Below are 21497 nucleotides of genomic sequence, written 5' to 3' on the forward strand. Positions count from 1 at the left end.
CGCCAGGTGCTGGCCGATGCACCTGTGTGGGCCGCCTTGCGCGGCCCGATCGACAGCACGCAGATCGGCACCACGCTGATGCACGACCTCGTGCTCGGCCCGGACCTGGAGCGGCAGTACTCGCTGTGCGGGGACCCGACCGACCTGTCCAGTTGGCGGCTGGGCGTCCTGCGTGAGCCCGAGAGCCGTGGCGGCTCGGCTCACGTCCACGAGCGGCTGGCCGTCGGCGACCAGGTCGTGTGCCGCGGGCCGCGGAACAACTTCGCCCTGGTCGAGGCGGCGGACTACCTGTTCGTCGCAGGCGGCATCGGGATCACCCCGATCCTGCCGATGATCGCGGCCTGCGAGGCCGCCGGGAAGCCGTGGCGGCTGTTCTACGGCGGACGCCACGAGTCCACGATGGCGTTCCGTGGGGAGCTCGCAGCCTACGGCGAGCGGGTCACGTTCTGGCCGCAGTACACCCACGGGATCCTCGACCTCGCCACCATCCTGGGCACCCCCGCCGCGGACACCGCGATCTACTGCTGCTCGATCTCTGACGGGTTCGCTCAACCCGTGACATCACGGCAGCCCCCGTCCACCGGGCAGCTCCGCTCCGGGACGAGCCAACAGCCACCCTGGCTGTTCTTCCTCGAGTGACCGGCTGAGCTGACCGAGTCGGTGGCCGTCTTCCTTCAGCGGGCCGACCTCGACCGGCGTCAGGCCAGCGGTGGGGTGCGGTCCAGCACGTAGGAGCCCGGCGCCGGCTCCAGCGGTGGGTGGTTGGCGTTGCCGCCCGTGGCGGGGGCCGGCCGTTCGTCGCCCGACCTTTCCAGGAGCCAGTCGGCCCAGGCCTCCCACCACGTCCCCTGGCGCCTCTCCGCGGTGGCGCGCCAGTGCTCGGGGCCGTGCGAGGGGTCCCCGCCGATGAAGTAGCTGGCCTTCGGGTTGCCGGGCGGGTTGACCAGGCTGGCGATGTGGCCCGCGTTGCTCAGCACGTAGGTGCTCGGACCGCTCACCAGCTCGGTCGTCCGGTAACACCCGGTCCAGGGGGTGAGGTGGTCGTTGAGGGCTCCGGTGACGAACACCGGCACGGTGATCTTGCCGAGATCGATCGGCGTTCCCAGCACCTCGAGGTGTCCCTCGGCGAGGGTGTTGGACCGGAAGATGTCGAGGAACTCCGAGTGCAGTGCTGCGGGGAGGTTCGTCCCGTCGGCGTTCCAGGCCAGGATGTCGAAGACCGGGGGACGTTCGCCCATCAGCCAGTTGTTGACGACGTAGTTGAAGATGAGGTCGTCGGGGCGCATCCAGCTGAACACCGTGCCCAACGACCGGGCGGTGATCACCCCGCGGCGCTGCGAGTCCGCCCGGGCCATCTCCAACGCCCGCGGGGCGGAGAAGGCGCCGAGCGGCGCCCGGACGCCGAAGTCCAGCAAGGTGACGCCGTAGGACGCGGAGTGGATGGTGTGCTCGCCCTGCGCGGCGAGGTGGCCCAGGACGACCGACTGGAGGATGCCTCCGGCGCAGAAGCCGAGGGTGTTGACGTCCTCGACGCCTGCCACGTCCTTGATGACCTCGCAGGCGCTGAGGATCCGCCGGGCGTAGGTGTCGATGTTCCAGTCCGCCTGTTCGGCGGTCGGGTTGCGCCAGCTGAGCATGAACACGCGAAGCCCGCGGCTCGTCGCGTACTCCACGAAGCTGCGTCCCGGCCGTAGGTCCAGGAAGTAGTACCGGCCGATGGGCGGCGGGACGACCAGCAAGGGCCGTTCCCGGACGGTCGGGGTGCTCGGCCGGTACTCGATGAGCTCGGCCACCTCGTCCCGGTGGATGACGTCGCCCGGGGTGAGGGCCAGGTCCTCGCCCACCGTGAAGGCACTGCGATCGACCTGCGAGGGCAGCCCGCCGTTGTGCCGGACGTCGTGCGCGAACTGGCGGGCCCCGCGCACGAGGCTGGCCCCCGCGGTGTCGAAGGCCCGCTTCAGCGCCGCGGGGTTCATCGGCAGCTGGTTGGTCGGCGACAGCGCGCTGGTCAGCGCGGACACGGCGAACCGGGCCCGCTCGACGTCGTGCCAGTCCGCGGAGCCCTTCTCGTACTCGTCGACCAGGCGGCCCAGCTCGGCCCCCAGGGCGAGGTAGCCCTGACCCAGCCGCCGGAAGATCGGGTTCAACGACCAGGCCGGATCGACGAAGCGCTTGTCCTTCGGGTGGGGCGTGTGCTCGTCGGTCCCGCGCGCGATCGACACCAGGTCCCGGACGAGCCGTCCGGCACCCCGGGTGACGGGCCCCGGCTGCGCGAACGCCGAGGTGATTCCCTTCAGGATCCCGGCGACCGACGGGATGCCGACCGCCTCGCCTCCCTCGACCACGCCGAGCGCATCGGCCTCGTCAGCGGGAACGGGCTCGGTCACCGGTCCGGGCCGCGCCGGCGGGGTGGTCCGCTCCTCGTGGGCGCGGCCGGGCACTGCCTTGGTCATCGAGCGGCTCCCATCCTCGCGTACTGGGGCGACTTTCGAGCTAGGACGCTGTGCGGGCGGCCGAGCGGGCCGCGACGAAGTCCCGGATCACCGGGTAGATCTCCTCGTTCCAACGGGAGCCCGCGAACACCCCGTAGTGCCCGACGCCCGGCTGCAGGTGGTGGTGGTGATCCCTCGTGGGGAGCCCGGTGCACAACCCATGGGCCGCCTCGGTCTGCCCGGGCGAGCACAGGTCGTCGTCGGCTCCTTCGACGGTGAGCAGGGCGGTCCTTCTGATGAGGGAGAGATCGACCTGCTGCCCGCGCCAGACGAACTCGCCGCGGGGGAGGGCGTGCTCCATGAAGACGTGCTGCAGGGTCTCGAGGTAGAACTCGGCCGGCACGTCCATGACCGCGCCGTACTCGTCGTAGAAGCCGCGGATCCGCGCTGCGGTCGCGCCGTCACCCGCGACCAGCGCGCGGTAGAGCTGGACGTGCGAGCTCAGGTGCCGCCGCGTGTTCATCGACATGAACGCCGTCAGCTGCGCCAGCCCCGGGTACACGCGCCGCCCGGCACCGGCGTACCGGCGGGGCACCCGCGAGACGAGGAACCGCTCGTAGAACGACAGCGGACGCCGCTCGGCGATCTCGTTGATCTTGTTGGGGTTCACCCGGGTGTCGATGGGGCCCGCCATGAGCGTGAGGCTGCGCGGCTGGGCGGGATCCTCCGCCCGTGCGAGCACGGCGACGGCCGCGAGCACCAGCGGGGCCGGCTGGCACACGGCCAGTGCGTGGTGGCCCGGGCCGAGGTGGCGCATCGCCGCCAGTACGTGGTCGATGTACTCGTCGAGCCCGAAGCGGCCCTCGTCGACCGGGATGTCCCGGGCGTTGTGCCAGTCCAGCACGTAGACGTCGTGATCGGCCAGCAGCGTGCGGACCGTGGGCCGCAGCAACGTGGCGAAATGCCCGGAGATCGGCCCCACCAGCAGCGTCGGCGTCCTCCCGGTCATCCCGGGCGTGGCGAAATGCAGCAAGGTGGCGAACGGTGTGGTCAGCACGGGCCGGACATCGACCTCAACGGCCTCGCCTGCGACCGTGATCGACTCGATGGCCCAGTCGGGACGGACGTGGGTGGGACGGCTGCGCGCGAGAATCTCGCTGACGGCCTTGAGGCTGCGGGTCCCGGCAAGCTCCGCGACCGGCGCGGGCAGGCCCGACAGGCCGCGACGGAGGAGCTCGGACGACATCCGCGCCGGCTCGGTCAACCGCCGATGCCATTCGTATACGGGGTAGAGCATCTGCCCGAGCTCCGTTCGTTATGCGACCTGCGTCACAGAGAACGGTAACTGAGCGTCGCGCCATCGACCACCGCTGTGGCGACAAATCGATCATCCCCGGTGCCGTTCCAGCTCGCGCACGTCGCCGGGATGCACACACGCCCGAGGTCAGGACGCACTCCATCGGGACCACCCCGACCACGGCCACGGAGGCGACCCCTTTGCCGCGCGGTCGCTCAGGTTGAGGGCGGTCGGTACCCGCTGGTGTTGGCTTCGCTGCCTGGTTGGCGTGGCTGCTCCCGGTCGTGGTCGACGCCGGCGCGCTGTGGGGTCGTCGGTGTGGCTCGGCGGCTGGGCCGCCGAGCCCGCCCGGCCTTCGCCCGGGCCCTCGCAGTCGGGCTGCTGACGCTGCTGTCGGTCGCGGCGAACGCACTCGGCGACGGCCTGGAGGCGCACGGGCCGACGCCGCCCTGATGGGTCGTCGACGATCGCAGGTCCTTGTCGGCGAGCGGCCGGCCGAGGCCGGGAACCGGGCCGTCCCCGGCCACCGAGGCCTCGGTGGCCAGGCTGCGTGCGGCCGAGACCGAGACCTCAGTGACCCGCGACGCAATCGGCGGAGTGACGTCGGGTGTGGTGGGTACGTTCCCGGGATGTCTGAGCGCACTGCGCACCTGCTGACCCCGACCGGGGTCCGCACGCTCTTCTTCGAGACCGTCCCTGCCGGGGACGGCACCTTCCAGCTGGCCGCCTCCGAGCCGTTCTCGATGGCGCAGGGCGATGTTCTGAACTTCGGCGAAGTCGGGCTGACTCTCGGCGACTACCTCAACTTCCGCACCTTGGGCACCTTCACCGACGAGTAGGCGGACCTCACCCGGGCCGGAGCCCGCCGGGGCGTACCCCGACGGGCAGTGAGATGACGACGGCTCACCACGACCGGCACGTAGTCGTGGCGCCCGACGGGGTGGAGTCCGGGGTGGGCAACGGCAGCGGTCAGGGAATGGAGGGGTGGTCGGGGACCGGGTCGTCGGCACCTACCTTCACGGACCCGTCCTCGCCCGCAACCCCGCCCTGCGGATCTGCTGCTGGAGTGGGCCGTCGCCATTTCCTCCCGGCCGTCGCGTGATCGTCGTCCTCTCCCTCTTGCCGCTGGTCCGCGAGCTGTACAAGGAGCGCCGACGCGACCGGCTGACACCGACCACGGCAGCCGGCGATTCCTTCCTGCGGTGACGGAGGTCTGCATGGTCGACAGTGCGTTCCGCCGGGAGGCCGGCGGGACGAGGTGAACCGAGGAGAGGGGAGCCGATCGCCATGAGCATTCCCGCCACCATGCGCGCGCTGCAGCAGACCTCGTCGAAGGGTCCGCAGGACACCAGTCTGATCACGGACGCGCCGGTGCCGCGCCCCGGCCGGGGCGAGGTGCTGATCCGGGTCGCCGCTGCCGGCGTCAACTTCGCCGACATCTCGAGGGCCTACGGCACGTTCCTGGGCGGCCCGCGGCCCCCGTATCTCGCAGGCTTCGAGGGCGCCGGCGAGGTCGTGGCGGTGGGCGAGGAGGTGACCGTCCCACGACCGGGGACCCACGTGGCCGGCGTGGGATACGGGGCCTTCGCGGAGTACATGATCCTGCCCGCGACCGCGGCGACGCCGGTGCCGGCCGGTTGGACGGCCGAACAGGCGCTGGGCCTGGTCGTGAACTGGCCGACCGCACTCGCCGCGCTCAAGCCCGTTGGTCGCCTTGCCGCCGGGGAGACCGTGCTGGTCCACGCCGCGGCGGGCGCGACCGGCCAGGCCGCGGTGACCATGGCCAGGCACTACGGCGCGACGGTCGTCGCCACCGCTTCGCCGAGCAAGCACGAGACAGTGCTCGCGCTGGGCGCCGACCACGTACTGGACTCCCTCGACGGCGAACTGGCCGCCGAGGTGCTGCGGCTGACCGGCGGTGCCGGTGCCGACCTGGTGCTGGAGTCGGCGGGCGGTGCCACGTTCGGGGCCAGCCTCGCCGCGGCGAAGCCCGTCACAGGCCGGGTCGTCGTCTACGGCGTGGCAGGCGGCCAAGCCTCGATCACCAACTGGGACCTGGTGTACAGACACCAGGTTCATGTCATCGGCCTCAACGTCGGCGTGCTGATGCAGGCCGCGCCGGGGATCTTCGGTGAGATCGTGGGTGAGCTGTCGGCCCTCGTCGCCACCGGTGTCCTCGCCCCCGCTCAGCCCACCGCCTACGACCTGGTCGAGGGCCCGAGGGCCCTCGCCGAGCTGGAATCACGGGCGACCATCGGCAAACTGGCCCTGCTGCCCTGAGGCCCGTCCACCGCGTGAACGCGCGCTGAGCTGGCATTCGATTCCTTTGCAACGGCGTCCCGGTCGTCATGGACGACGGCCCCGACGAGCGGGGCCGATCCGGACGAGGGGCAGCAGCGCATGACGAGCACACACTCCACGGCGGCAGTACCTACTGTGGCCGACGGTCCGGGCGGCGGATCGCGAGCGGACGCCTCGGGACCACCGCCCGCCGGGGGAGGACCGCGAATCCATCGCGGGCCTGACCACCGGGCCGCGGCTTACGCTCGCGACATGAAGGCGCACGTGCGGGAGGCGGCGGACCAGGAACGGTTCGTCTCCGAGACCGAGCGGTTCCGCCGGGAGCTGTCGGCGCACTGTTACCGCATGGTCGGCTCCGCACACCAGGCCGAGGACCTCGTGCAGGAGACGTATCTCCGGGCCTGGCGTTCCTACGCCGGCTTCGAGGGCCGCGCGTCGATCCGGTCCTGGCTCTACACGATCGCCACCAACGTCTGCCTGACCGCCTTGGAGCCGCGCCGGATCCGGGTGCTGCCGACGGGCCTGACGGCTTCCTACGACGGACCCGACCGCCCGCCGACTCACGTTCCGCCGGGCGAGGTCTCGTGGCTGGAACCGTTGCCGGACCACCGGGTCACCCCGGCCACCGATGACCCGGCCGCGACGGTGGTCGCGCGCGAGTCGCTCCGGCTGGCCCTCATCGCCAGCTTGCAGCACCTGCCGGCCCGCCAGCGCGCGATCCTCATCCTGCGCGAGGTGCTGGCGTTCTCCGCGGCCGAGACCGCGCAGATCCTCGGCACCACCACGGCAGCGGTCAAGAGCGGACTGCAGCGCGCCCGCGCTCGGCTGAACGAACTGGACCCGGAGCCCGGGGAATCGCTCGAACCGACCGACCCGCGGGCACGTGCGCTGCTCGACGGCTACATCGCCGCCTTCGAACGCTCCGACGCCGACCTGCTGCAACAGGTACTGCGCGCCGACGCCACGCTGGAGGCCACCCCGTTCCGCGAGTGGTACGCGGGCCGGATGAACTGCATCCACATGCTCGGCACCTACGTGCTGGGCGCGCCGGGTGACTGGCGCATGATCGCCACGACGGCGAACGCCCAGCCCGCCGCCGTCGTGTTCAACCGGCACGACGGCGCGCTCCGGGCCCACGGCATCGTGGTGCTGACCGCGACCGCCGCCGGCGTCTCGCGCGTGATCGAGTTCCACGATCCGGCGCTGGTCGCGATGTTCGGCTTCCCGGATGTGCTCCCGGGCTCGTCCTGACCGACGGCAGTGCCCCGTCGTCGCCGTCTCGGTGATCGTGCGCGGGAGACGAGCGACAGCCTGTGCCCGCCCCTGCCATCGTCGCCGCGTCGAGATCGGGAGTCGCCGCCTGCGGTTTCGGGTTCGCGCTGCGAATGCTGCCCGCCAGCCGCCGTCGTCTGCCGTGAGAATGCTCGGCCTCGACGGGGTCTCCTGCAGTTCGCCTGGAGCGGGCAGGCCTGTCAGGGGCCGGATGTCGTTCGCGCCGACACCTGTCTCAATATCCCCAGAAGTGGTGCGACTCGAGCAGCGAAGTCGTACAGCAGTGCCTCGTCGTCGTCGGTGAACGCCATGTCGACCGAGAACCGGACCAGTGAAGCCCCACCGACCAGCCGTCCCTCGTGCTCCAGAGGCACACCGAGCATCGCGGTGAGCGGATAATGCAGCAGGAACTCCCGCTGCTCCGGTGAGGCCTCCGGAGGAAGTCGATCTCGGTCGATGCGGAGGCGGACGGCTCGGCGACAGTCGACGACGGGGCGCCAGATTCCGCTGCGCGGCCGAGGTGCCGTGCGGTCCATGACCGAGGCGATCTTCGAGCGCAGGTGAGGATCGGGGTGATGGGCTGCCACGGGAAGGAGCAGCGCGTCGTCCTCGGACAGCATCCGCACGGAGGCGGCCGTGGCGGACGCTACGGCCAGTGTTTCCGTCGTCGAGCTCAGCAGGGTGCGCAGCGTACGGTCGACCTGGTTGTCGACCCGGGTGCGCAGCCAGGCCCTGGTGGCGGCCAGTTCACCCACGCGTCCCCGCATTCCGCGCCCGAGCCGTGTCGCCGCGCGCTTCCAGGCCGTCGCACAGCACTCCGGTTGCCCGATTCCGGTCCGCGCGCGAACCCGACGTCCGAGTCACAGACGATACAAGTCGCGCCTGGGTCAGGGCTGTCTCGTTGGTCTCAGCCCGGACAGGCGCCGCCTTCGCAGACTCCGCGGCAGCTGCGGCCGAGGGGAAGCCGCCGCCGGCGTTCGAGACGCCCATTCCTCTGTGTGCCAGCCGACCGCGGCGCTCCCAGACCACCGTCTCGTAGCCCTACGCGCCTGTCCTGGCTGCTGCTTGCTCTTGCTCGCCGATCGGCCTGCCGTCTAATGCGTCAGGAGGACTGAGGTACATCTCAGGCTGGTATTCCTGCAGCAGAGCAGAGCCATGGTGAGGGACGGTTCCTCGGGGGCGCAGATCACGCACAGCTCGCTGCCGACGGCGACGGCCTCCCGGACGAGCTCTTGATACGAGGCTTCGACGGGTTCGTCGCCGTGTGCATGCCAACCTGCGGCCAGGTTGACGACCACCGGCTGTCGTGACCTGCGGTCCAGCAGCTCGTCGATCTCGTCGCGAAGGGCCTGGGTGGATTCCCGGCTAGGTTCTCCTCGCAGGGTGACGACCCAGGCGTCGGCCCGGGACCGTGTGAGCACAAGCCGTTCGTACCCGGTGGCCATCATCCAGACGATGCGCCTTGGCTGCTGCAGCGCGGAAGCGGGCACAACGCGATTTGGCCGAGATTTAACCTTGAGCCGTCTTGAAGGTTGAATGCCATCGAATGGGGCCGTGCGACCGCACTCGAAGTTCCACAGATTTGCGCATCCGGGTGCCGCGCGCCCCCGTCGCCGATTGTTCATACCGATGCGGCCTCGACGAGACCCGTCAACACTGAGGAACCGGTGCCGCGATGCCGGGCATGGAGGGGCGGTGATGCTCCTGGGGCGGTCATGTCCGGCATCGGGCAGCTCCTCGGCGGGATTGCCGCCCCAGCGCGATCCGGCCGGCACCTGTTCACCTTTCATGACGAACGAGTCGGGCTCGACCACGTCGTCGTCGAAGCCCCGGCGGCCGGTGCGTACGCCGAGCATCCGCGAGACGAGGTTCTTCCACGGGGTGCCGGCCAGCTGCCGCTCGATCTGCGGGACCAGGAGTTTCCAGAAGCGTTCGTGCCGCCAGAACCCGATGTCGTATCGCCGGCGGCAGGTCGGCCGCGTGCCCTTTCGCTGGACCGAAAAGGCCCACATGACGGCGAGCGTCGACCACCCGAGGGAGCCGTCACCCTCGACGCCTCCACGACCAGGTGGGATGGAGCGTGCTCGGGATCGGACAGGCCTGTGAGCTGACCGATCCCGTCCGGCTCGCCGGCCTCGACCGCCATGTACTCCGGCCCTGGGCACCGGAGCACGACGAGAACACGATCGGTCGTGCCCAGCCGGCTCACCGGCCGCCGTATGCGGCGAGGCGCGGACCCGGTGAAGCAGGAGGGCTGCCGCCACGGTGAGGCGCCCGGCATACCGAGGGCACCCGGGCGCCGTGTCGGAGGAGGCGAGGCGGGGTTACTTCTCGAAGACGCCCTTGGCGGCGTCCTCGACCTTCTCGCCTGCCTGATTCTGCCGGGGCCTGGTCGCCCTGGCCCTCGGCCGCCGGCGTGGCGCGCGAGGGACGGAGGCCGCTGATCGTCGGGGCGAATACCGGGAGCGGGTTCAGGTGAAGATCCCCTGCTCAGGGTGTGTGGACAGCCGCCGCGTAGCGAGAGGACGATGGCCACGTTTCTGACCGTATCCGGCTCAGAGCCGGCCCTGATCGCCTACGGTCCCTGGCCGGATTCGACGTGCTGGTGTGGTCGGGCGCTTCCTGGCTTGCTGCAGGCGCGGCAGGGTGATGGTCGTCCGGCTCTCGGCTGCCCGATCGTCGCGGTTCGAGGCGACGACGTGCCCGAGGGAGGAGGCATCGCGGCACCTGCCGTACGGACCGAAGGCATGAGTGGTCGTCCGCAAAGAGTCGAGGGAGGAGCGCGATGCGCGAACTGCGCGAGCGGTTGGCGGTGAAGCCGGAGGACCTGAGGCGGCGGGTCGACCCGGCGATGCTGCCGTTCCGGACGACGGTCGAGGTGGCGCCGGTCGAGACGACGATCGGGCAGCCGCGTGCGGGCGAGGCGATCGCCTTCGCGCTCGAGGTCGGCGTGCGCGGCTTTCACCTCTATGTCGCCGGTCCGCCGGGTACGGGGCGGGAGAGCACCGTCCTGGCGGCCGTGCGCTCCGCCGCCGCGACGCGGCCGACGCCGCCCGACCGGGTCTACGTCCACAACTTCGCCGAGCCGGACCGGCCGCGAACCTTCTCGATGCCTGCCGGCCACGCCCGGGGACTGGCGACGGCGTTGGCGTCTTTCCTCGAGGCGGCGCAGCGGGAGATTCCTCGCGCCTTCGAGAGCGAGGAGTACGCGCGGCGGCGAGAGCAGTCCCTGGGCGAGGTGGGTACGCGTCGCGCCAAGTCGATCGCCGACCTGCGCGCCTTCGCGCAGGAACACGATTTTGCGCTGGAGTTGACGCCGACGGGTATCGGCAAGATCCCGTTGCGGAGCGGCGAGCCGATGTCGCAACAGGTGTTCGAGCAGTTGTCACCTGAGGAGAAGGCGCAGGTCGAGCAGCGGGGCGCGCAGGTCCAGAGCGAGGTCGGCGCGTTCGTGCGCCAGATGCAGCAGATCGAGAAGGAGGCCCAGGAGCGCGTGAGCGCGCTCGATCGCGGGGTGGCGCTGTACGCCGTCGGCCCGCTGATCGCGGAGCTGCGCGAGGAGTACGGCGAGCAGCCCGATGTCCTCACCTTCATCGAGCAGATCGAGGAGAACCTGCCGGAACACCTGCACGACTTCCTGCCGGTGACCGAGACCCGGCAGGCGGAGCACGCGGACGGCCCGGTCGCGGCGCTCGGACTTCAGCGGCAGGAGCGCCTGGCGCGGTACGAGGTCAACGTGCTGATCGACAACGGCGACCTCATCGGCGCCCCGGTCGTCGTCGAGCGGAACCCCACCTACTTCAACCTGGCCGGCCGGCAGGACTACCGGGCCATGCTGGGAACGATGGTGACCGACTTCCGGCAGATCAAGCCGGGCGCACTGCATCGCGCCAACGGCGGCTTCCTCGTTCTGCATGCGCTCGACGTCATGCGCAGCCCCGTTGCCTGGACGGGGCTGGAGCGCGCCCTGATGTCCGGCGAGGTGCGGATCGAGAACCCGGGCGAGCAGGCGGCGCCGACAGCGTGGCCGCGGCCGGAGCCGATCCCGCTCGACCTGAAGGTGATCCTGATCGGGCCGGCCGCGCTGTACGACGTCCTGCATCAAGCCGACGTGGACTTCCCGGAGTTGTTCGGGGTGAAGGCGGAGTTCGCGCCGGACATGGACTGGAGCGAGGCGAACCTCGCGAGCTACTCCGCCTTCTTGAGCCGGCTCGTCCAGGACCGCGGACTGCGCCACTTCGACCGCTCGGCCGTCGCCCGGATCGTGGAGCACGGAGCGCGGCTGCGCGATCACCAGCGGAAGCTGACCGCACGCTTCCTCGACGTCGCCAGGCTCGCGGTCGAGTCGAGCCACTGGGCGGGCGAGGCGGGGCACGACGTCGTGCTGGCAGAGGATGTCGACGCCGCGATCGCCAAGCAGGAGCAGCGGCGCAACCTGGTCGAGGAGCGGAATCGAGAGGTGATCCTCGACGGAACCGTCATGATCGATACCGAGGGCGCGCAGGTGGGGCAGGTCAACGGGCTGGCGGTGCTCGGCGTCGGGGACCACAGCTTCGGGCGGCCGACCCGGGTGACCGCACGGGTCTCGGTCGGGCTGGGGACGGTGCAGAGCATCGAGCGGGAGATCGAGAAGTCGGGCCCGATCCACTCGAAGGGATTCTTGATCCTCACCGGGTACCTGCAGGCGCAGTACGCCCAGCATTGGCCGCTCTCGTTGGGGGCGACGATCACCTTCGAGCAGTCGTACGGCGGCATCGACGGCGACTCGGCGTCGACGACCGAGCTCTACGCCTTGCTGTCGGCCCTCTCCGATCTGCCGCTGCACCAGGGGCTCGCCGTGACCGGCGCGGTGAACCAGCACGGCGAGGTGCAGGCGGTCGGGGGCGTGACGCGCAAGATCGAGGGCTTCTTCGATGTCTGCCGCGAGCGGGGACTGACGGGCGGGCAAGGGGTGCTCGTGCCGACGTCGAACGTCAAGCATCTGATGCTGCGGGAGGACGTGATCGAGGCGGTCCGCGCCGGACGGTTCCACGTCTGGGCGGTCAGCCATGTCGACGAGGGGATCGAGTTGTTGACGGGGCGATCGGCCGGCGAACGGGCGGCTGACGGGACCTTCCCGGAGGGGACCGTGCACCGGCTGGTCCAGGATCGGCTGTGGGAGTACGCAGAGCAGATACGCGAGTTCGGCAAGGTCCGGTCCGACGCCGCTCTCGCCGGCGCGCCGAGCACTGTCGACCGAGCTCCCGGGTGAAGCCCGCGCCGTGGTTGCCGTTGATCGTCATCGTTCTCGCCCAACTTCAGTTGGCGATCAACATCAGCGCGTTGCCTGTGTCGCTCGGGCCGATCTCCGAGGACTTGGACGCGCCGGCTACCGCCACGGCGACGGCGCTCCTCCTCTACTCGCTGTTCGTCGCCGCGTTCGTCATGCTGGGAGCGAAGATCGGCAAGCTCTTCGGCGAGCGTCGGGTGTTCCAGATCGGCGTCATCGCGCACGGCGGGGCCATGGCTCTGATGGCGACCAGCACCGACGCGCGCACCATGAACACCGCCCAGGCGCTCGCGGGGCTCGCGGCCAGCGCCGTCGTGCCGACGTTGGTGGTGCTGATCGCCGCGAACTACCACGGGCGGCAGCAGGAGACGGCGCTGGGCGTGCTGGCAGGCATTCCGGCGGTCGCCAGCGCGTTGACCTTCGTCGTCGCCGGGTTCCTCGCCACGGCGTTGAGCTGGCGCTACTCGTACGGGCTGATCGTCCTGCTGGCGGTCGTCGTCCTCGTCCTGAGCTATCGCCTCACGCCCGTCCCGCGTCAACGGGCCATCACTGTCGACGTCGTCGGGGTCGCACTGTCGGGTGCCGCGATCGCGCTCATCTTGTTCGGCTTCAACAACCTCCAGAGGTGGGGCCCGCTGGTGGCGGAAGAGGCGGCGCCGTTCTCCGTCCTGCGTGTGTCGCCGGCGCCGATGTTCATCCTCTCGGGGATCGTGCTGGGTCAAGCCTTCTTCGCATGGTCGAAGAAACGCGTGGCGGCGGGAAAGCAGCCGTTGCTCGCGACGGAGGTCCTGGACAGCAAGGAGGAGAAGAGCGCCGTCATCGCCTTCCTCGTCGCGGGCAGCCTCGGCCTCGCGGTCGGATTTCTCATCCCGCTCTACGTCCAGATCGTCCAGGACCGCACGCCCATATTCTCGGCGGTGGCCATCCTCCCGTACGCGGGCGCAGTGGCGCTCGCAGGCGTCGTCTCCGTGCGGCTGTACGGTCGCCTCTCGCCCCGCAGGCTCGGGGTCGCCTCCTTCGTCCTGGTTGCCGTCGGCCTGGTGGTGGTCGCTTTCACCGTGGGCAACAACTGGGGCACCGTCGCCGTCATCCTGGGGCTGCTCCTCGTCGGCATCGGTGAGGGCACGCTGCTCACCCTGCTGTTCAACGTGCTCGTCTCCGCGTCCCCGAAGCGACTGGCCGGCGACGTCGGCGCGTTGCGGGGCGTGGCGAACAACGTCTCGAACGCCATCGGCGCGGCCTTCGCCGGCGTCATCGCCGTCGGACTGCTGGGCCTGCTCCTGACATCGGCCTTCGCCCGTTCCGAGCTGCCGCCGGAACTCGAGACGAAGGTCCTCTTCGACCAGCTCGACTTCGTGACCAATCACGAGTTGGGCAGTGCGCTCGGTGCGACCTCGGCGACACCGGAGCAGGTGGAGAGAGCGGTGGCGATCAACGAGGACGCCCGGCTCCGTGCGTTGCAGGCCTCGTTCTTGATCGTGGCGGGCATCTCGTTGTTGGCGATCTTCCCGGCCGCGAGATTGCCGAAGTACGTGTCGGGCGAGTTGTCGGCAGAGGACATCGTGAGTGAGGCGAAGGCCTCCAAGACTGTGTAGCCCCCTGAATCTTCGGCTCTTGACGATCCAGCGCACGCCGGGGCTCGTCCATGTTGCGCTCCTGCCGATTCCGGGCTGTGAGAAGTCCCGAGGCCCGGCCCCACCCGAGCGGTGAGGGGGGTCCCGCTCGGGTGAGGCACTCGGACGGCGGAGGCATGGCGCTACCCGCTCGCGCGGCGCGCCTGCTGACCGCCGCCCCAGCGAATCTAGAACCTCCAGTGGGGTGGAGGGTCAAGCGCTGCCGGCGCTATGGTCGCTCGGTGCGTATCGGGCAGCTCGCCGCACGGACCGGAGTGCGCGTACGGACGATCCGCTTCTACGAGCAGGCAGGACTGCTCCCGGCCCCGGAGCGCACGCCCGGCGGCCTCCGGGAGTACGACGAAGAGGCAGTGACCCGCTTGCGCTTCACGCGATCGGCACAGTCGCTCGGCCTGTCCCTGGCCCAGATCGCCGAGGTGCTCCGGGTTCGCGACCAGCAAGGGCCGCCGTGTGAGCACGTGACCGAACTGATCGAGAACCACATCGAGACCGTGGAGGCGAAGATCGGAGACCTTGTCGCCCTGCGCGATGACCTGCGCGCCCGCGTCCCGCAGGGAGCGCGACCGGATCCGGGTCGCTGCAGGGGCGGGCAGGTCTGCTACCTCATCGAGGATCCGTCCGAGGCCCACGCAGAGTAGACATCGCGACGTCGGCGAGGCATCTGCTCCTGCTCCGGGAACCGACCTGTCGTTCACGGCAGGCTCCGCCGCGGATTCCGGGGCTGTTCTTGGTGACCAAGCGCGCGAAGGCCGACGGCTGCAGGTGGGCGCGATCCGAGCTCACGGGACCATGTCGCGATGACCGCCACCCATGCCACCGTCGCGACGTTCGCGTTGGACCTCTCCCGCGAGGAGCAGAACGGCCGGGCGCTCCGGGAGTTCATCATTCCCGGTGTCCGGCGACACGCCGGCTTCGTGTCGGGCAGCTGGCTGCTCGACCGGGACGCTGGGCAGAGCATCGCCGTCGTGACCTTCAGTTCCCGCGAGGCGGCCGAGTCGTTCCGCGTCGACGTCGAAGGCAATGAGGAGGGTCGCTCGGCCCAGGGCATCGCGTTGATCGACATCCGGGTTCTCGAGGTCACGGCGACAGCGGCCCCGTAGGCGGCCCCGGGCGCAGCCGCGCAGCGATCGCGACGGCCGCCCACCGGGGCGGGCGACGCGACGTCACCACGACTCGGCGACGGTCAGATGCCGAGCGCTTCACGAGGACCTCCCCTTGGTCCCCCTGCCGGCCTCGGCCGGGTCCTCGTCGAGATCGGCCGAGATCGCGCCGTTGTAGGTCTTCTGCCCGGTGGCCCAGCCGGCCGCGGCGGAGTCGGTGGCCGGTGTCTTCTGGACGCGGGAGGCACGTGGTCGTAGTCCGGGTGATCGGCGACACTCGTCGGGTAGCCGGGCTCAGTACTCCTTCTTGATGGTGAAGTACGAACCGCGGATGGTCCCCGCCAGCTTCGACTTCTGGCGGGCGAACTTGAAGCGGGAGGCGAGCTCCTCGGGGATCTCCATCCCGTCGGACAGCTTGAAGCCGACCGCCCGCTTGCCGGTGTCGTCGAGGGTGTACATGACGTTGATCGACAGGCCGCTCTCGTAGAAGACGTAGGCCATCCGGATGTTCTCGACCTGGAACGCCGTTGCCTCGAGCGGCGGGGACGAGATGACGATGTCGCGTTCCTCCCGCAGGATCCGGTGCACCCACTCGATGGTCTCCTGGGCGTCGGCCGCGGGCTCCACCGTGAAGTCGTGGTCGTACTTGTTCTTGAAGTAGCGGGCCTCGTTCGCCCGCAAGCCCGCGAGCGCCGACGCCACCGGCGACGACTCCACTCCGGTGGTCGACACGGTCCGGAAGTCCACGGCGTAGGTCATGACACGAAGTCCCCTCGGTCGGCCGGATGATTGTCGAGCCCGTCGCTCGGCATCCTGCCCGTGAAGTGCCTGTCCTCAAAGATCCGTATCTACGGCGGACCGCGAACCATCGTGGCGTCGGATCTCGGCGATGCCGTCTGTGGGACGCCGCTGTCGTGTCAGCGGGCCCGCAGCCGCGCCTGAAACCCCCGCCGAGGAAGTCACCCGGGCTGCTCCTCGTGCCGGGCTCGGGCGGCCTCGGTGGCCTCGGCCTCGATGGCCTCCTGCCGCTTGGGAGGCGGGATGCGGTTCTTCCCCTCCCGTCGGCGGGTAGCCCTGGCTGCGGTCGGGGGTTGGACGACGGATCCGACGAGGGCGGGAGAGCCGATGGGCAAGATGCGCGTCGCGAGCGCCGAGCTGCGCCGCAAGGTGGTTCCGGCCGACGCGGCGGCTGCGTTGATCCCCGCGGGAGCGAACGTGGGGATGAGCGGCTTCACCGGGGCCGGCTACCCGAAGGCTGTTCCGCTGGCCCTGGCTCGAAGGATCTCCGAAGCCACGGCCGCCGGCACCCCGTTCCGCGTGAGCGTGTGGACCGGCGCGTCCACCGCTCCGGAACTGGACGGTGCCCTCGCCGAGGCCGACGGCATCGAGCTACGACTGCCCTACCAGTCCGACCCCGTGAGTCGCCGGAAGATCAACGCCGGTCTGATGGAGTACATCGACGTGCACCTGTCCCACGTCGCGCAGCTCGTGTGGGAGGGCTTCCTCGGCCACCTCGACGTGGCGCTCGTCGAGGTCAGCGGTATCACCGAGGACGGGCGGCTCGTGCCGTCCTCCTCCGTGGGGAACAACAAGACCTGGATCGACCAGGCCGAGCGCGTGATCGTCGAGGTCAACTCCTGGCAGAGCACCGAGCTGGAGGGACTGCACGACATCTACTACGGCACCGCCCTGCCGCCCCACCGCGTTCCCATCCCGCTCGCCCGTCCGGGCGACCGTATCGGCACCCCCTACCTGGTATGCCCACCCGAGAAGATCGCGGCGGTCGTCGAGACCGACCGGCCGGACCGCAACTCCCCGTTCACCGAGCCCGACGACGCCTCGCGCCGGATCGCGGGGCACCTGCTGGAGTTCCTCGAGCACGAGGTGGCCCGTGGGCGGCTCCCCGCGAACCTGCTGCCACTGCAGTCCGGGGTCGGCAACGTGGCCAACGCCGTGTTGAACGGGCTGGGCGCGGGTCCCTTCGAGAATCTCACCGCCTACACCGAGGTGATCCAGGACGGCATGCTCGGGCTGCTTCGCTCGGGAACGCTGTCCGTCGCGTCGGCCACGGCGTTCTCGCTGAGCCCGGTCGCCGCCGAGGAGATCAACGCGAATGCGGCTGCGTACCGGGACCGGATCGTGCTGCGGCCGCAGGAGATCAGTAACCATCCCGAGGTCGTGCGCCGGCTCGGTGTCCTCGCCATGAACGGCATCATCGAGGCCGACCTCTACGGCAACATCAACAGCACCCACCTGATGGGCAGCCAGATCCAGAACGGTATCGGCGGCTCGGGCGACTTCGCCCGCAACGCCTACATCTCGTTCTTCCTGACCCCGTCGACCGCGAAGGCCGGCGCGATCTCCAGCATCGTGCCGATGGTGTCCCACGTCGACCACACCGAGCACGACGTGCATGTCCTCGTGACCGAGCAGGGCCTCGCCGACCTGCGCGGTCTCGCTCCACGACGGCGGGCGCGCCAGATCATCGACCGCTGCGCCCACCCGGACTACCGGCCCCTGCTCGAGGACTACCACCAACGCGCTCTCGCCGAGTCCCCGGGCAAGCACACGCCGCACCTCATCGGCGAGGCGCTCGGCTGGCACGAGCGATACCTGGCGACCGGAAGCATGCGGGCCTGATCCTCACCAGGGCCGGACGTGCCGGCCGGACTCCACCTGCCGACCACGTCCCACCCGCCCGGGCGCAAATCCCGGTGCTGTCGGGCACGGCTCGGGCGAGCGGCCGACCCGCCACGAGCCGGCCACGGTCCGGCCGGCCGCGGCTCCGGCTCATCGCCCGCAGCGGGTGAAGTGCCGCCGCGGCGCACCGGGTCGAATGCCGGACGCGGTCCCCGCAGCGGGCGGGGGGCAGCGCCGAGGGCGAATCCGGGGCCGACTCGACAGGGAGGGAGCCTCTTATGGACACCTCCGACTCCACCGGTCGCTGGGCACTCCGTGGAGATCCGGCGCTGCTCACGGAAGCGGCTACGGCCCTGCGCGTCGCCCGGGCGGAGCAGATCTTCGGGGACCGGTTCCCCGGCGAGTACGTGATGTCGGGGATCGCCCGGCTCCTGGAGGCCATCGCGCGCGAGATGCGCGAGAAGGACACGCCCAGCCACGGCGTGGTGTCGGCCGCCACCGACATCTCCGCACACGTGCTGAGGTACCTGCCCGAGCTCAGGGAGGCGACGAGCCGTCGCCACGACGCCGCAGGAGCCGATCCTGCCCGCACGTACCCCCGGACCACCTGACCAAGGCCGCGCTCGCCCTCCGCGGGCGGCCCTGCACCGACGCCGACGGCCCCCGCGGCCGTCCTCCGGGAAGGATCCTCCGATGAGTGGCCGACCGAACATCGTCCTCGTGCACGGCGCGTGGGCCGACGGCTCCAGCTGGAGCGCGGTCGTCGAGCGCCTGCAGGCCGACGGCTACACCGTGACCGCGCCGCAGTTCGCCGAGGGGGCGCTGGCGGCCGACGTCGCCCGGCTGCGCCAGGTCCTGGCGCGCCAGCACGGCCCGACCCTCCTCGCCGGCCACTCGTACGGCGGGCAGATCGTGACCGCGCTGGGTACCGACACGCCCAACGTCGTCGGCCTGGTCTACATCGCGGCCTTCGGCCTGGACGAGGGCGAGTCCATCGGCAAGCTGCTGGCGCAGGGTCCGCCCGGCCCGGCCCTGGCGCACCTGGACGTCGACGAGCAGGGTTTCGCCTGGATGCCCGAGGACGACTTCCTGAACCAGTTCGCCGACGACGTCGACCCGGTCAAGGCGCGGGTCATGTACGCCGTGCAGCAGCCGCTGGCCTGGTCGGCCGTCGACGAGGTGATGGGCGTCCCGGCGTGGAGGTCGCTGCCGTCCTGGTTCCTCGTCGCCGAGGGCGACCGCACGATCCCGCCCGACGCGCAGCGCACCTTCGCCGCCCGGATGGGGGCCACGACCGTCGAGGTCGCAACGAACCACGTGGCGATGGTCTCCCACCCGGACGACGTCCTGCAGCTCATCGTGACGGCGGCCGAGGCAGTGGGGGCCGCGCAGTAGCAGGTCCGTACCGTGGTGCGGCTCGACGTCGTCCCAGGGGCGCCCGCTCCGTTTCGTCCGGGCAGTCGCGTTGGTGGGTGGAGGACGACGAGGGCGACGATCGCGCCGCTGCGCCGGGCAGAGGCTGACTCGAAGGCTCACCGCGAGGTTCTCGCGCTCGTTGGCCGTGCGGAGACAGGCGTGCGGGCGGGTTACCCCCGCGTGGTCGGCCCGGCGTCAGCTGAGCACGGTTTCCTCGTAGCGGGCCGGTGCTGTGATGTCGAGCAGTTCCCATTGGCGCATCCAGCCCTGGGTGCGGTCGAACATCTCGCGTGTGTAGGGCTGCGGCACGATCCGTTCCCCGGGCCCGAAGCGGCGCACGTCCACCAGCTCGAGCAGGTCCGCCGGCATCTCCCGGGCCCAGTGCGGGGTGTAGCGGTGCGGCTCCAGGTCGATCTCCTGCTGGGCCCGTAGCAGCGCGCGGAAGTAGCGCTCGACGTCGTCGGGGTTCACCTGCGCGGAGAGCAGGAAGCCCATGACGAAGGTGGTGTCCACGAGCTTGCGGAATCCGCGCTGCTCCAGCACGTAGGCGGGGGCGCCCCAGACGTTCACCGCGGGCACCCGGCCCTGCAGCAGCAGTCGGGCGCGGTCGAACGGTCTGCCGAAGAAGCCGAGCGTCACCTGCGCGCGCGGCATGAACGCCTCGAGGGCCTGTAGTGCGGAATAGTGGCTGCCCGAGTGGTATCCGACGCCGACCTCGACGCCGGCAAGGTCGGCGGGCTGCTGCAGCGCGGAGTTCGCGGCGACGTAGATCCCCGCCGGGCACACCGAGTACGCCTTGCCGTACATCTTCCCGTGCTCGGCCGTGGCGGCTGCGTTCACGGCCCAGTGGCAGGCGCAGGACACGTCCGAGGGTCGGCCCGCCTGCATGTCCTCGAAGGCGCCGCTGCGCACCTGCAGTGGCGCCTCGCCGGCCGCGCTGACCCCGCTCGCCGAGCCGCCCGCGAACCCGGCGTCGAACTCGTAGTCCAGACCTTCCTCGGCGAAGAAGCCCCGCTCCTCGGCGACCCACTCGTGCAGCCGCACGTGCGGCTGGATCCGGAACACCATCGCGATCACTCCCACCCGGTGGATCCCGGGCCGACGCGGCCGTGGACGCGCACGATTCTACGAACATGAGCCGAGCACCGACAGCGTGCGACAGATCCGCCCACCACGATCTCGTGTTCGGACCCGAGTCGGTGTCGCCGCAGCTCCGGGCCCGTGCGCGTTTCGCGAGTCCCCACACACGTGAGCAGCCGCTGGGTTCCTTGTCGAGCGGCATACCCTGGATCAGAAGTTGAGGTAGGTCTCGCCTGCGATGATCTCCGGCGGATCAATCGTCATGCCGGGGACGTTATTCCGAACCCACTCGGCCGCGCGACGGCTGGACTCGCTGGTCCCGGCCTCGTCGTCGCACACGGTGACAGTCAGCATGCCCCCGTCTCCGGCCCTCACGCCGTAGTAAGCCCTGAACCCGGGAACCGAGCTGATGACCTCCCGGACGTCCGACTGGCGCTCCAACGTCACGTCGATGAGCTTCGAAGCACCCACGTAGCGCCGCACTACTACATGCATCCGCCTCTCCTCTTCGAACCCGGGGCACGCACGATCCTCTCCCGCCAGACGCTCGGCAAGGCTCCGACCGGAGTACCCCAATACCCTCGGCGGCTACCGATTTGTGTTCCGCAATTTTCGGTTTTTTCGCATGGCTTAATCGGCCGTGGTGTCGGTTGGATCTGCGCGAGTGGTGTAGCCAGGGGCGGCGACGAGAATGTGGAACATGATTGTTCCTGTTCCTCTCCCTCGCGAGACGCCACTTCGCAGGAGCCGTCAGAGGCTGCGGCGCAGATTTGATACACCTGACGACCTGTGCCGATGCTGATTCCGCTCGTCACCGGAACACGATCATTCTGCTTCGGACGACGCGTTCGGAAGCCCGCAAATCCATCTACTGGACGCCGTGGAGCGGGTGGTGATCGCGGGCGGAACCCGGGAGACCTGCCCCCGGAACCGACCGGCAACCTCGTCACCTGCCCCCGGGGGCCTGGAGCTGCCTCGGCCATCGAGCCGGCGAACCTGGTCGTCGCCGGACACGTCGTTGACAGCTTCTTCCGGTGAGAATAGTTTCACTAGGAA

At 70.2% G+C, this 21497-nt stretch carries 19 protein-coding genes; 12 read left to right on the plus strand and 7 right to left on the minus strand.

The genetic code is table 11. The features are described from left to right. Window positions 1-6: 6 nt before the first annotated feature. Complete coding sequence (locus PKE99_RS03465) at window positions 7-639, plus strand: ferredoxin reductase (RefSeq protein WP_306470727.1); 633 nt, start codon at window positions 7-9, stop codon at window positions 637-639. 59 nt (window positions 640-698) lie between these two features. Here the strand turns inward: PKE99_RS03465 and PKE99_RS03470 are convergent, their stop codons facing one another. Beyond that, the gene (locus tag PKE99_RS03470) at window positions 699-2453 is read right to left on the minus strand and encodes a PHA/PHB synthase family protein (RefSeq protein WP_081923681.1); all 1755 of its coding nucleotides are present in this window, start codon (window positions 2451-2453) and stop codon (window positions 699-701) included. Between the two features lie 40 nt (window positions 2454-2493). After that, a complete protein-coding gene (gene phaZ, locus PKE99_RS03475) occupies window positions 2494-3729 on the minus strand; it encodes a polyhydroxyalkanoate depolymerase (RefSeq protein ID WP_037039801.1) in 1236 nt (411 codons plus the stop codon). A 318-nt stretch (window positions 3730-4047) separates the two neighbouring features. On the opposite strand from phaZ, the gene PKE99_RS03480 reads away from it, so the two are divergent. The 4 genes from PKE99_RS03480 to PKE99_RS03495 all read left to right on the plus strand — a co-directional run bounded on the left by PKE99_RS03480 (window position 4048) and on the right by PKE99_RS03495 (window position 7281). Beyond that, entirely contained in the window at window positions 4048-4182 is a 135-nt protein-coding gene (locus PKE99_RS03480) for a hypothetical protein (protein ID WP_269322904.1), read from the plus strand. Between the two features lie 176 nt (window positions 4183-4358). Further along, the gene (locus PKE99_RS03485) at window positions 4359-4568 is read left to right on the plus strand and encodes a hypothetical protein (RefSeq protein WP_037039803.1); all 210 of its coding nucleotides are present in this window, start codon (window positions 4359-4361) and stop codon (window positions 4566-4568) included. Window positions 4569-5016: 448 nt separating this feature from the next. Further along, on the plus strand, window positions 5017-6009 hold the full coding sequence (locus PKE99_RS03490; RefSeq protein ID WP_037039806.1) for a zinc-binding dehydrogenase: 993 nt from the start codon (window positions 5017-5019) through the stop codon (window positions 6007-6009). 273 nt (window positions 6010-6282) lie between these two features. After that, complete coding sequence (locus PKE99_RS03495; protein ID WP_037039809.1) at window positions 6283-7281, plus strand: sigma-70 family RNA polymerase sigma factor; 999 nt, start codon at window positions 6283-6285, stop codon at window positions 7279-7281. A 221-nt stretch (window positions 7282-7502) separates the two neighbouring features. On the opposite strand, the gene PKE99_RS03500 is transcribed toward PKE99_RS03495, so the two are convergent. Next, complete coding sequence (locus PKE99_RS03500) at window positions 7503-8057, minus strand: GAF domain-containing protein (protein ID WP_037039812.1); 555 nt, start codon at window positions 8055-8057, stop codon at window positions 7503-7505. Window positions 8058-8396: 339 nt separating this feature from the next. After that, the gene (locus PKE99_RS03505) at window positions 8397-9314 is read right to left on the minus strand and encodes a hypothetical protein (protein ID WP_156067046.1); all 918 of its coding nucleotides are present in this window, start codon (window positions 9312-9314) and stop codon (window positions 8397-8399) included. A gap of 773 nt (window positions 9315-10087) precedes the next feature. Here PKE99_RS03505 and PKE99_RS03510 point away from each other — a divergent pair. The 4 genes from PKE99_RS03510 to PKE99_RS03525 all read left to right on the plus strand — a co-directional run bounded on the left by PKE99_RS03510 (window position 10088) and on the right by PKE99_RS03525 (window position 15305). Continuing rightward, entirely contained in the window at window positions 10088-12553 is a 2466-nt protein-coding gene (locus PKE99_RS03510) for a Lon protease family protein (protein ID WP_063739627.1), read from the plus strand. Beyond that, the gene (locus tag PKE99_RS03515) at window positions 12550-14166 is read left to right on the plus strand and encodes an MFS transporter (RefSeq protein ID WP_051736653.1); all 1617 of its coding nucleotides are present in this window, start codon (window positions 12550-12552) and stop codon (window positions 14164-14166) included. The genes PKE99_RS03510 and PKE99_RS03515 overlap by 4 nt, the downstream gene beginning before the upstream one ends. A gap of 260 nt (window positions 14167-14426) precedes the next feature. Next, complete coding sequence (locus tag PKE99_RS03520; RefSeq protein WP_037039817.1) at window positions 14427-14843, plus strand: heavy metal-responsive transcriptional regulator; 417 nt, start codon at window positions 14427-14429, stop codon at window positions 14841-14843. A 159-nt stretch (window positions 14844-15002) separates the two neighbouring features. Then, window positions 15003-15305 (plus strand): hypothetical protein, encoded by a 303-nt coding sequence (locus PKE99_RS03525; protein ID WP_037039819.1) that lies wholly within the window; start codon window positions 15003-15005, stop codon window positions 15303-15305. 294 nt (window positions 15306-15599) lie between these two features. On the opposite strand, the gene PKE99_RS03530 is transcribed toward PKE99_RS03525, so the two are convergent. Continuing rightward, window positions 15600-16064 (minus strand): DUF8821 family protein, encoded by a 465-nt coding sequence (locus tag PKE99_RS03530; protein ID WP_037039827.1) that lies wholly within the window; start codon window positions 16062-16064, stop codon window positions 15600-15602. Window positions 16065-16430: 366 nt separating this feature from the next. Here PKE99_RS03530 and scpC point away from each other — a divergent pair, with 366 nt between their 5' ends. From scpC to PKE99_RS03545, 3 genes are all read left to right on the plus strand, one after another. Next, window positions 16431-17945: a succinyl-CoA:acetate CoA-transferase ScpC gene (gene scpC, locus PKE99_RS03535; RefSeq protein WP_037039829.1), complete on the plus strand. Its 1515-nt coding sequence runs from the start codon at window positions 16431-16433 to the stop codon at window positions 17943-17945. Between the two features lie 278 nt (window positions 17946-18223). Beyond that, the gene (locus PKE99_RS03540) at window positions 18224-18556 is read left to right on the plus strand and encodes a hypothetical protein (RefSeq protein WP_037039832.1); all 333 of its coding nucleotides are present in this window, start codon (window positions 18224-18226) and stop codon (window positions 18554-18556) included. Between the two features lie 82 nt (window positions 18557-18638). Beyond that, window positions 18639-19340, plus strand: coding sequence for an alpha/beta fold hydrolase (locus PKE99_RS03545; protein ID WP_037039834.1), 702 nt, complete (start codon window positions 18639-18641; stop codon window positions 19338-19340). Window positions 19341-19556: 216 nt separating this feature from the next. On the opposite strand, the gene PKE99_RS03550 is transcribed toward PKE99_RS03545, so the two are convergent. Both PKE99_RS03550 and PKE99_RS03555 read right to left on the minus strand, forming a co-directional pair. Then, window positions 19557-20444: an ABC transporter substrate-binding protein gene (locus tag PKE99_RS03550; protein WP_156067049.1), complete on the minus strand. Its 888-nt coding sequence runs from the start codon at window positions 20442-20444 to the stop codon at window positions 19557-19559. A 207-nt stretch (window positions 20445-20651) separates the two neighbouring features. Continuing rightward, on the minus strand, window positions 20652-20936 hold the full coding sequence (locus tag PKE99_RS03555; RefSeq protein WP_037039840.1) for a hypothetical protein: 285 nt from the start codon (window positions 20934-20936) through the stop codon (window positions 20652-20654). Window positions 20937-21497: the final 561 nt, after the last annotated feature.

This window comes from Pseudonocardia halophobica, from assembly GCF_027922425.1.
Taxonomy (GTDB): Bacteria; Actinomycetota; Actinomycetes; order Mycobacteriales; family Pseudonocardiaceae; genus Pseudonocardia; species Pseudonocardia halophobica.

Excerpts from the sequence above, each read along its gene's own strand:
- phaZ (WP_037039801.1), bottom strand. The coding sequence starts at position 3,729 with ATGCTCTACCCCGTATACGAATGGCATCGGCGGTTGACCGAGCCGGCG.
- PKE99_RS03525 (WP_037039819.1), top strand. The coding sequence starts at position 15,003 with ATGACCGCCACCCATGCCACCGTCGCGACGTTCGCGTTGGACCTCTCC.
- PKE99_RS03510 (WP_063739627.1), top strand. The coding sequence starts at position 10,088 with ATGCGCGAACTGCGCGAGCGGTTGGCGGTGAAGCCGGAGGACCTGAGG.
- PKE99_RS03545 (WP_037039834.1), top strand. The coding sequence starts at position 18,639 with ATGAGTGGCCGACCGAACATCGTCCTCGTGCACGGCGCGTGGGCCGAC.
- PKE99_RS03495 (WP_037039809.1), top strand. The coding sequence starts at position 6,283 with ATGAAGGCGCACGTGCGGGAGGCGGCGGACCAGGAACGGTTCGTCTCC.
- PKE99_RS03470 (WP_081923681.1), bottom strand. The coding sequence starts at position 2,453 with ATGACCAAGGCAGTGCCCGGCCGCGCCCACGAGGAGCGGACCACCCCG.
- PKE99_RS03540 (WP_037039832.1), top strand. The coding sequence starts at position 18,224 with ATGGACACCTCCGACTCCACCGGTCGCTGGGCACTCCGTGGAGATCCG.
- PKE99_RS03490 (WP_037039806.1), top strand. The coding sequence starts at position 5,017 with ATGAGCATTCCCGCCACCATGCGCGCGCTGCAGCAGACCTCGTCGAAG.
- scpC (WP_037039829.1), top strand. The coding sequence starts at position 16,431 with ATGGGCAAGATGCGCGTCGCGAGCGCCGAGCTGCGCCGCAAGGTGGTT.
- PKE99_RS03485 (WP_037039803.1), top strand. The coding sequence starts at position 4,359 with ATGTCTGAGCGCACTGCGCACCTGCTGACCCCGACCGGGGTCCGCACG.
- PKE99_RS03505 (WP_156067046.1), bottom strand. The coding sequence starts at position 9,314 with ATGTGGGCCTTTTCGGTCCAGCGAAAGGGCACGCGGCCGACCTGCCGC.
- PKE99_RS03530 (WP_037039827.1), bottom strand. The coding sequence starts at position 16,064 with ATGACCTACGCCGTGGACTTCCGGACCGTGTCGACCACCGGAGTGGAG.
- PKE99_RS03555 (WP_037039840.1), bottom strand. The coding sequence starts at position 20,936 with ATGCATGTAGTAGTGCGGCGCTACGTGGGTGCTTCGAAGCTCATCGAC.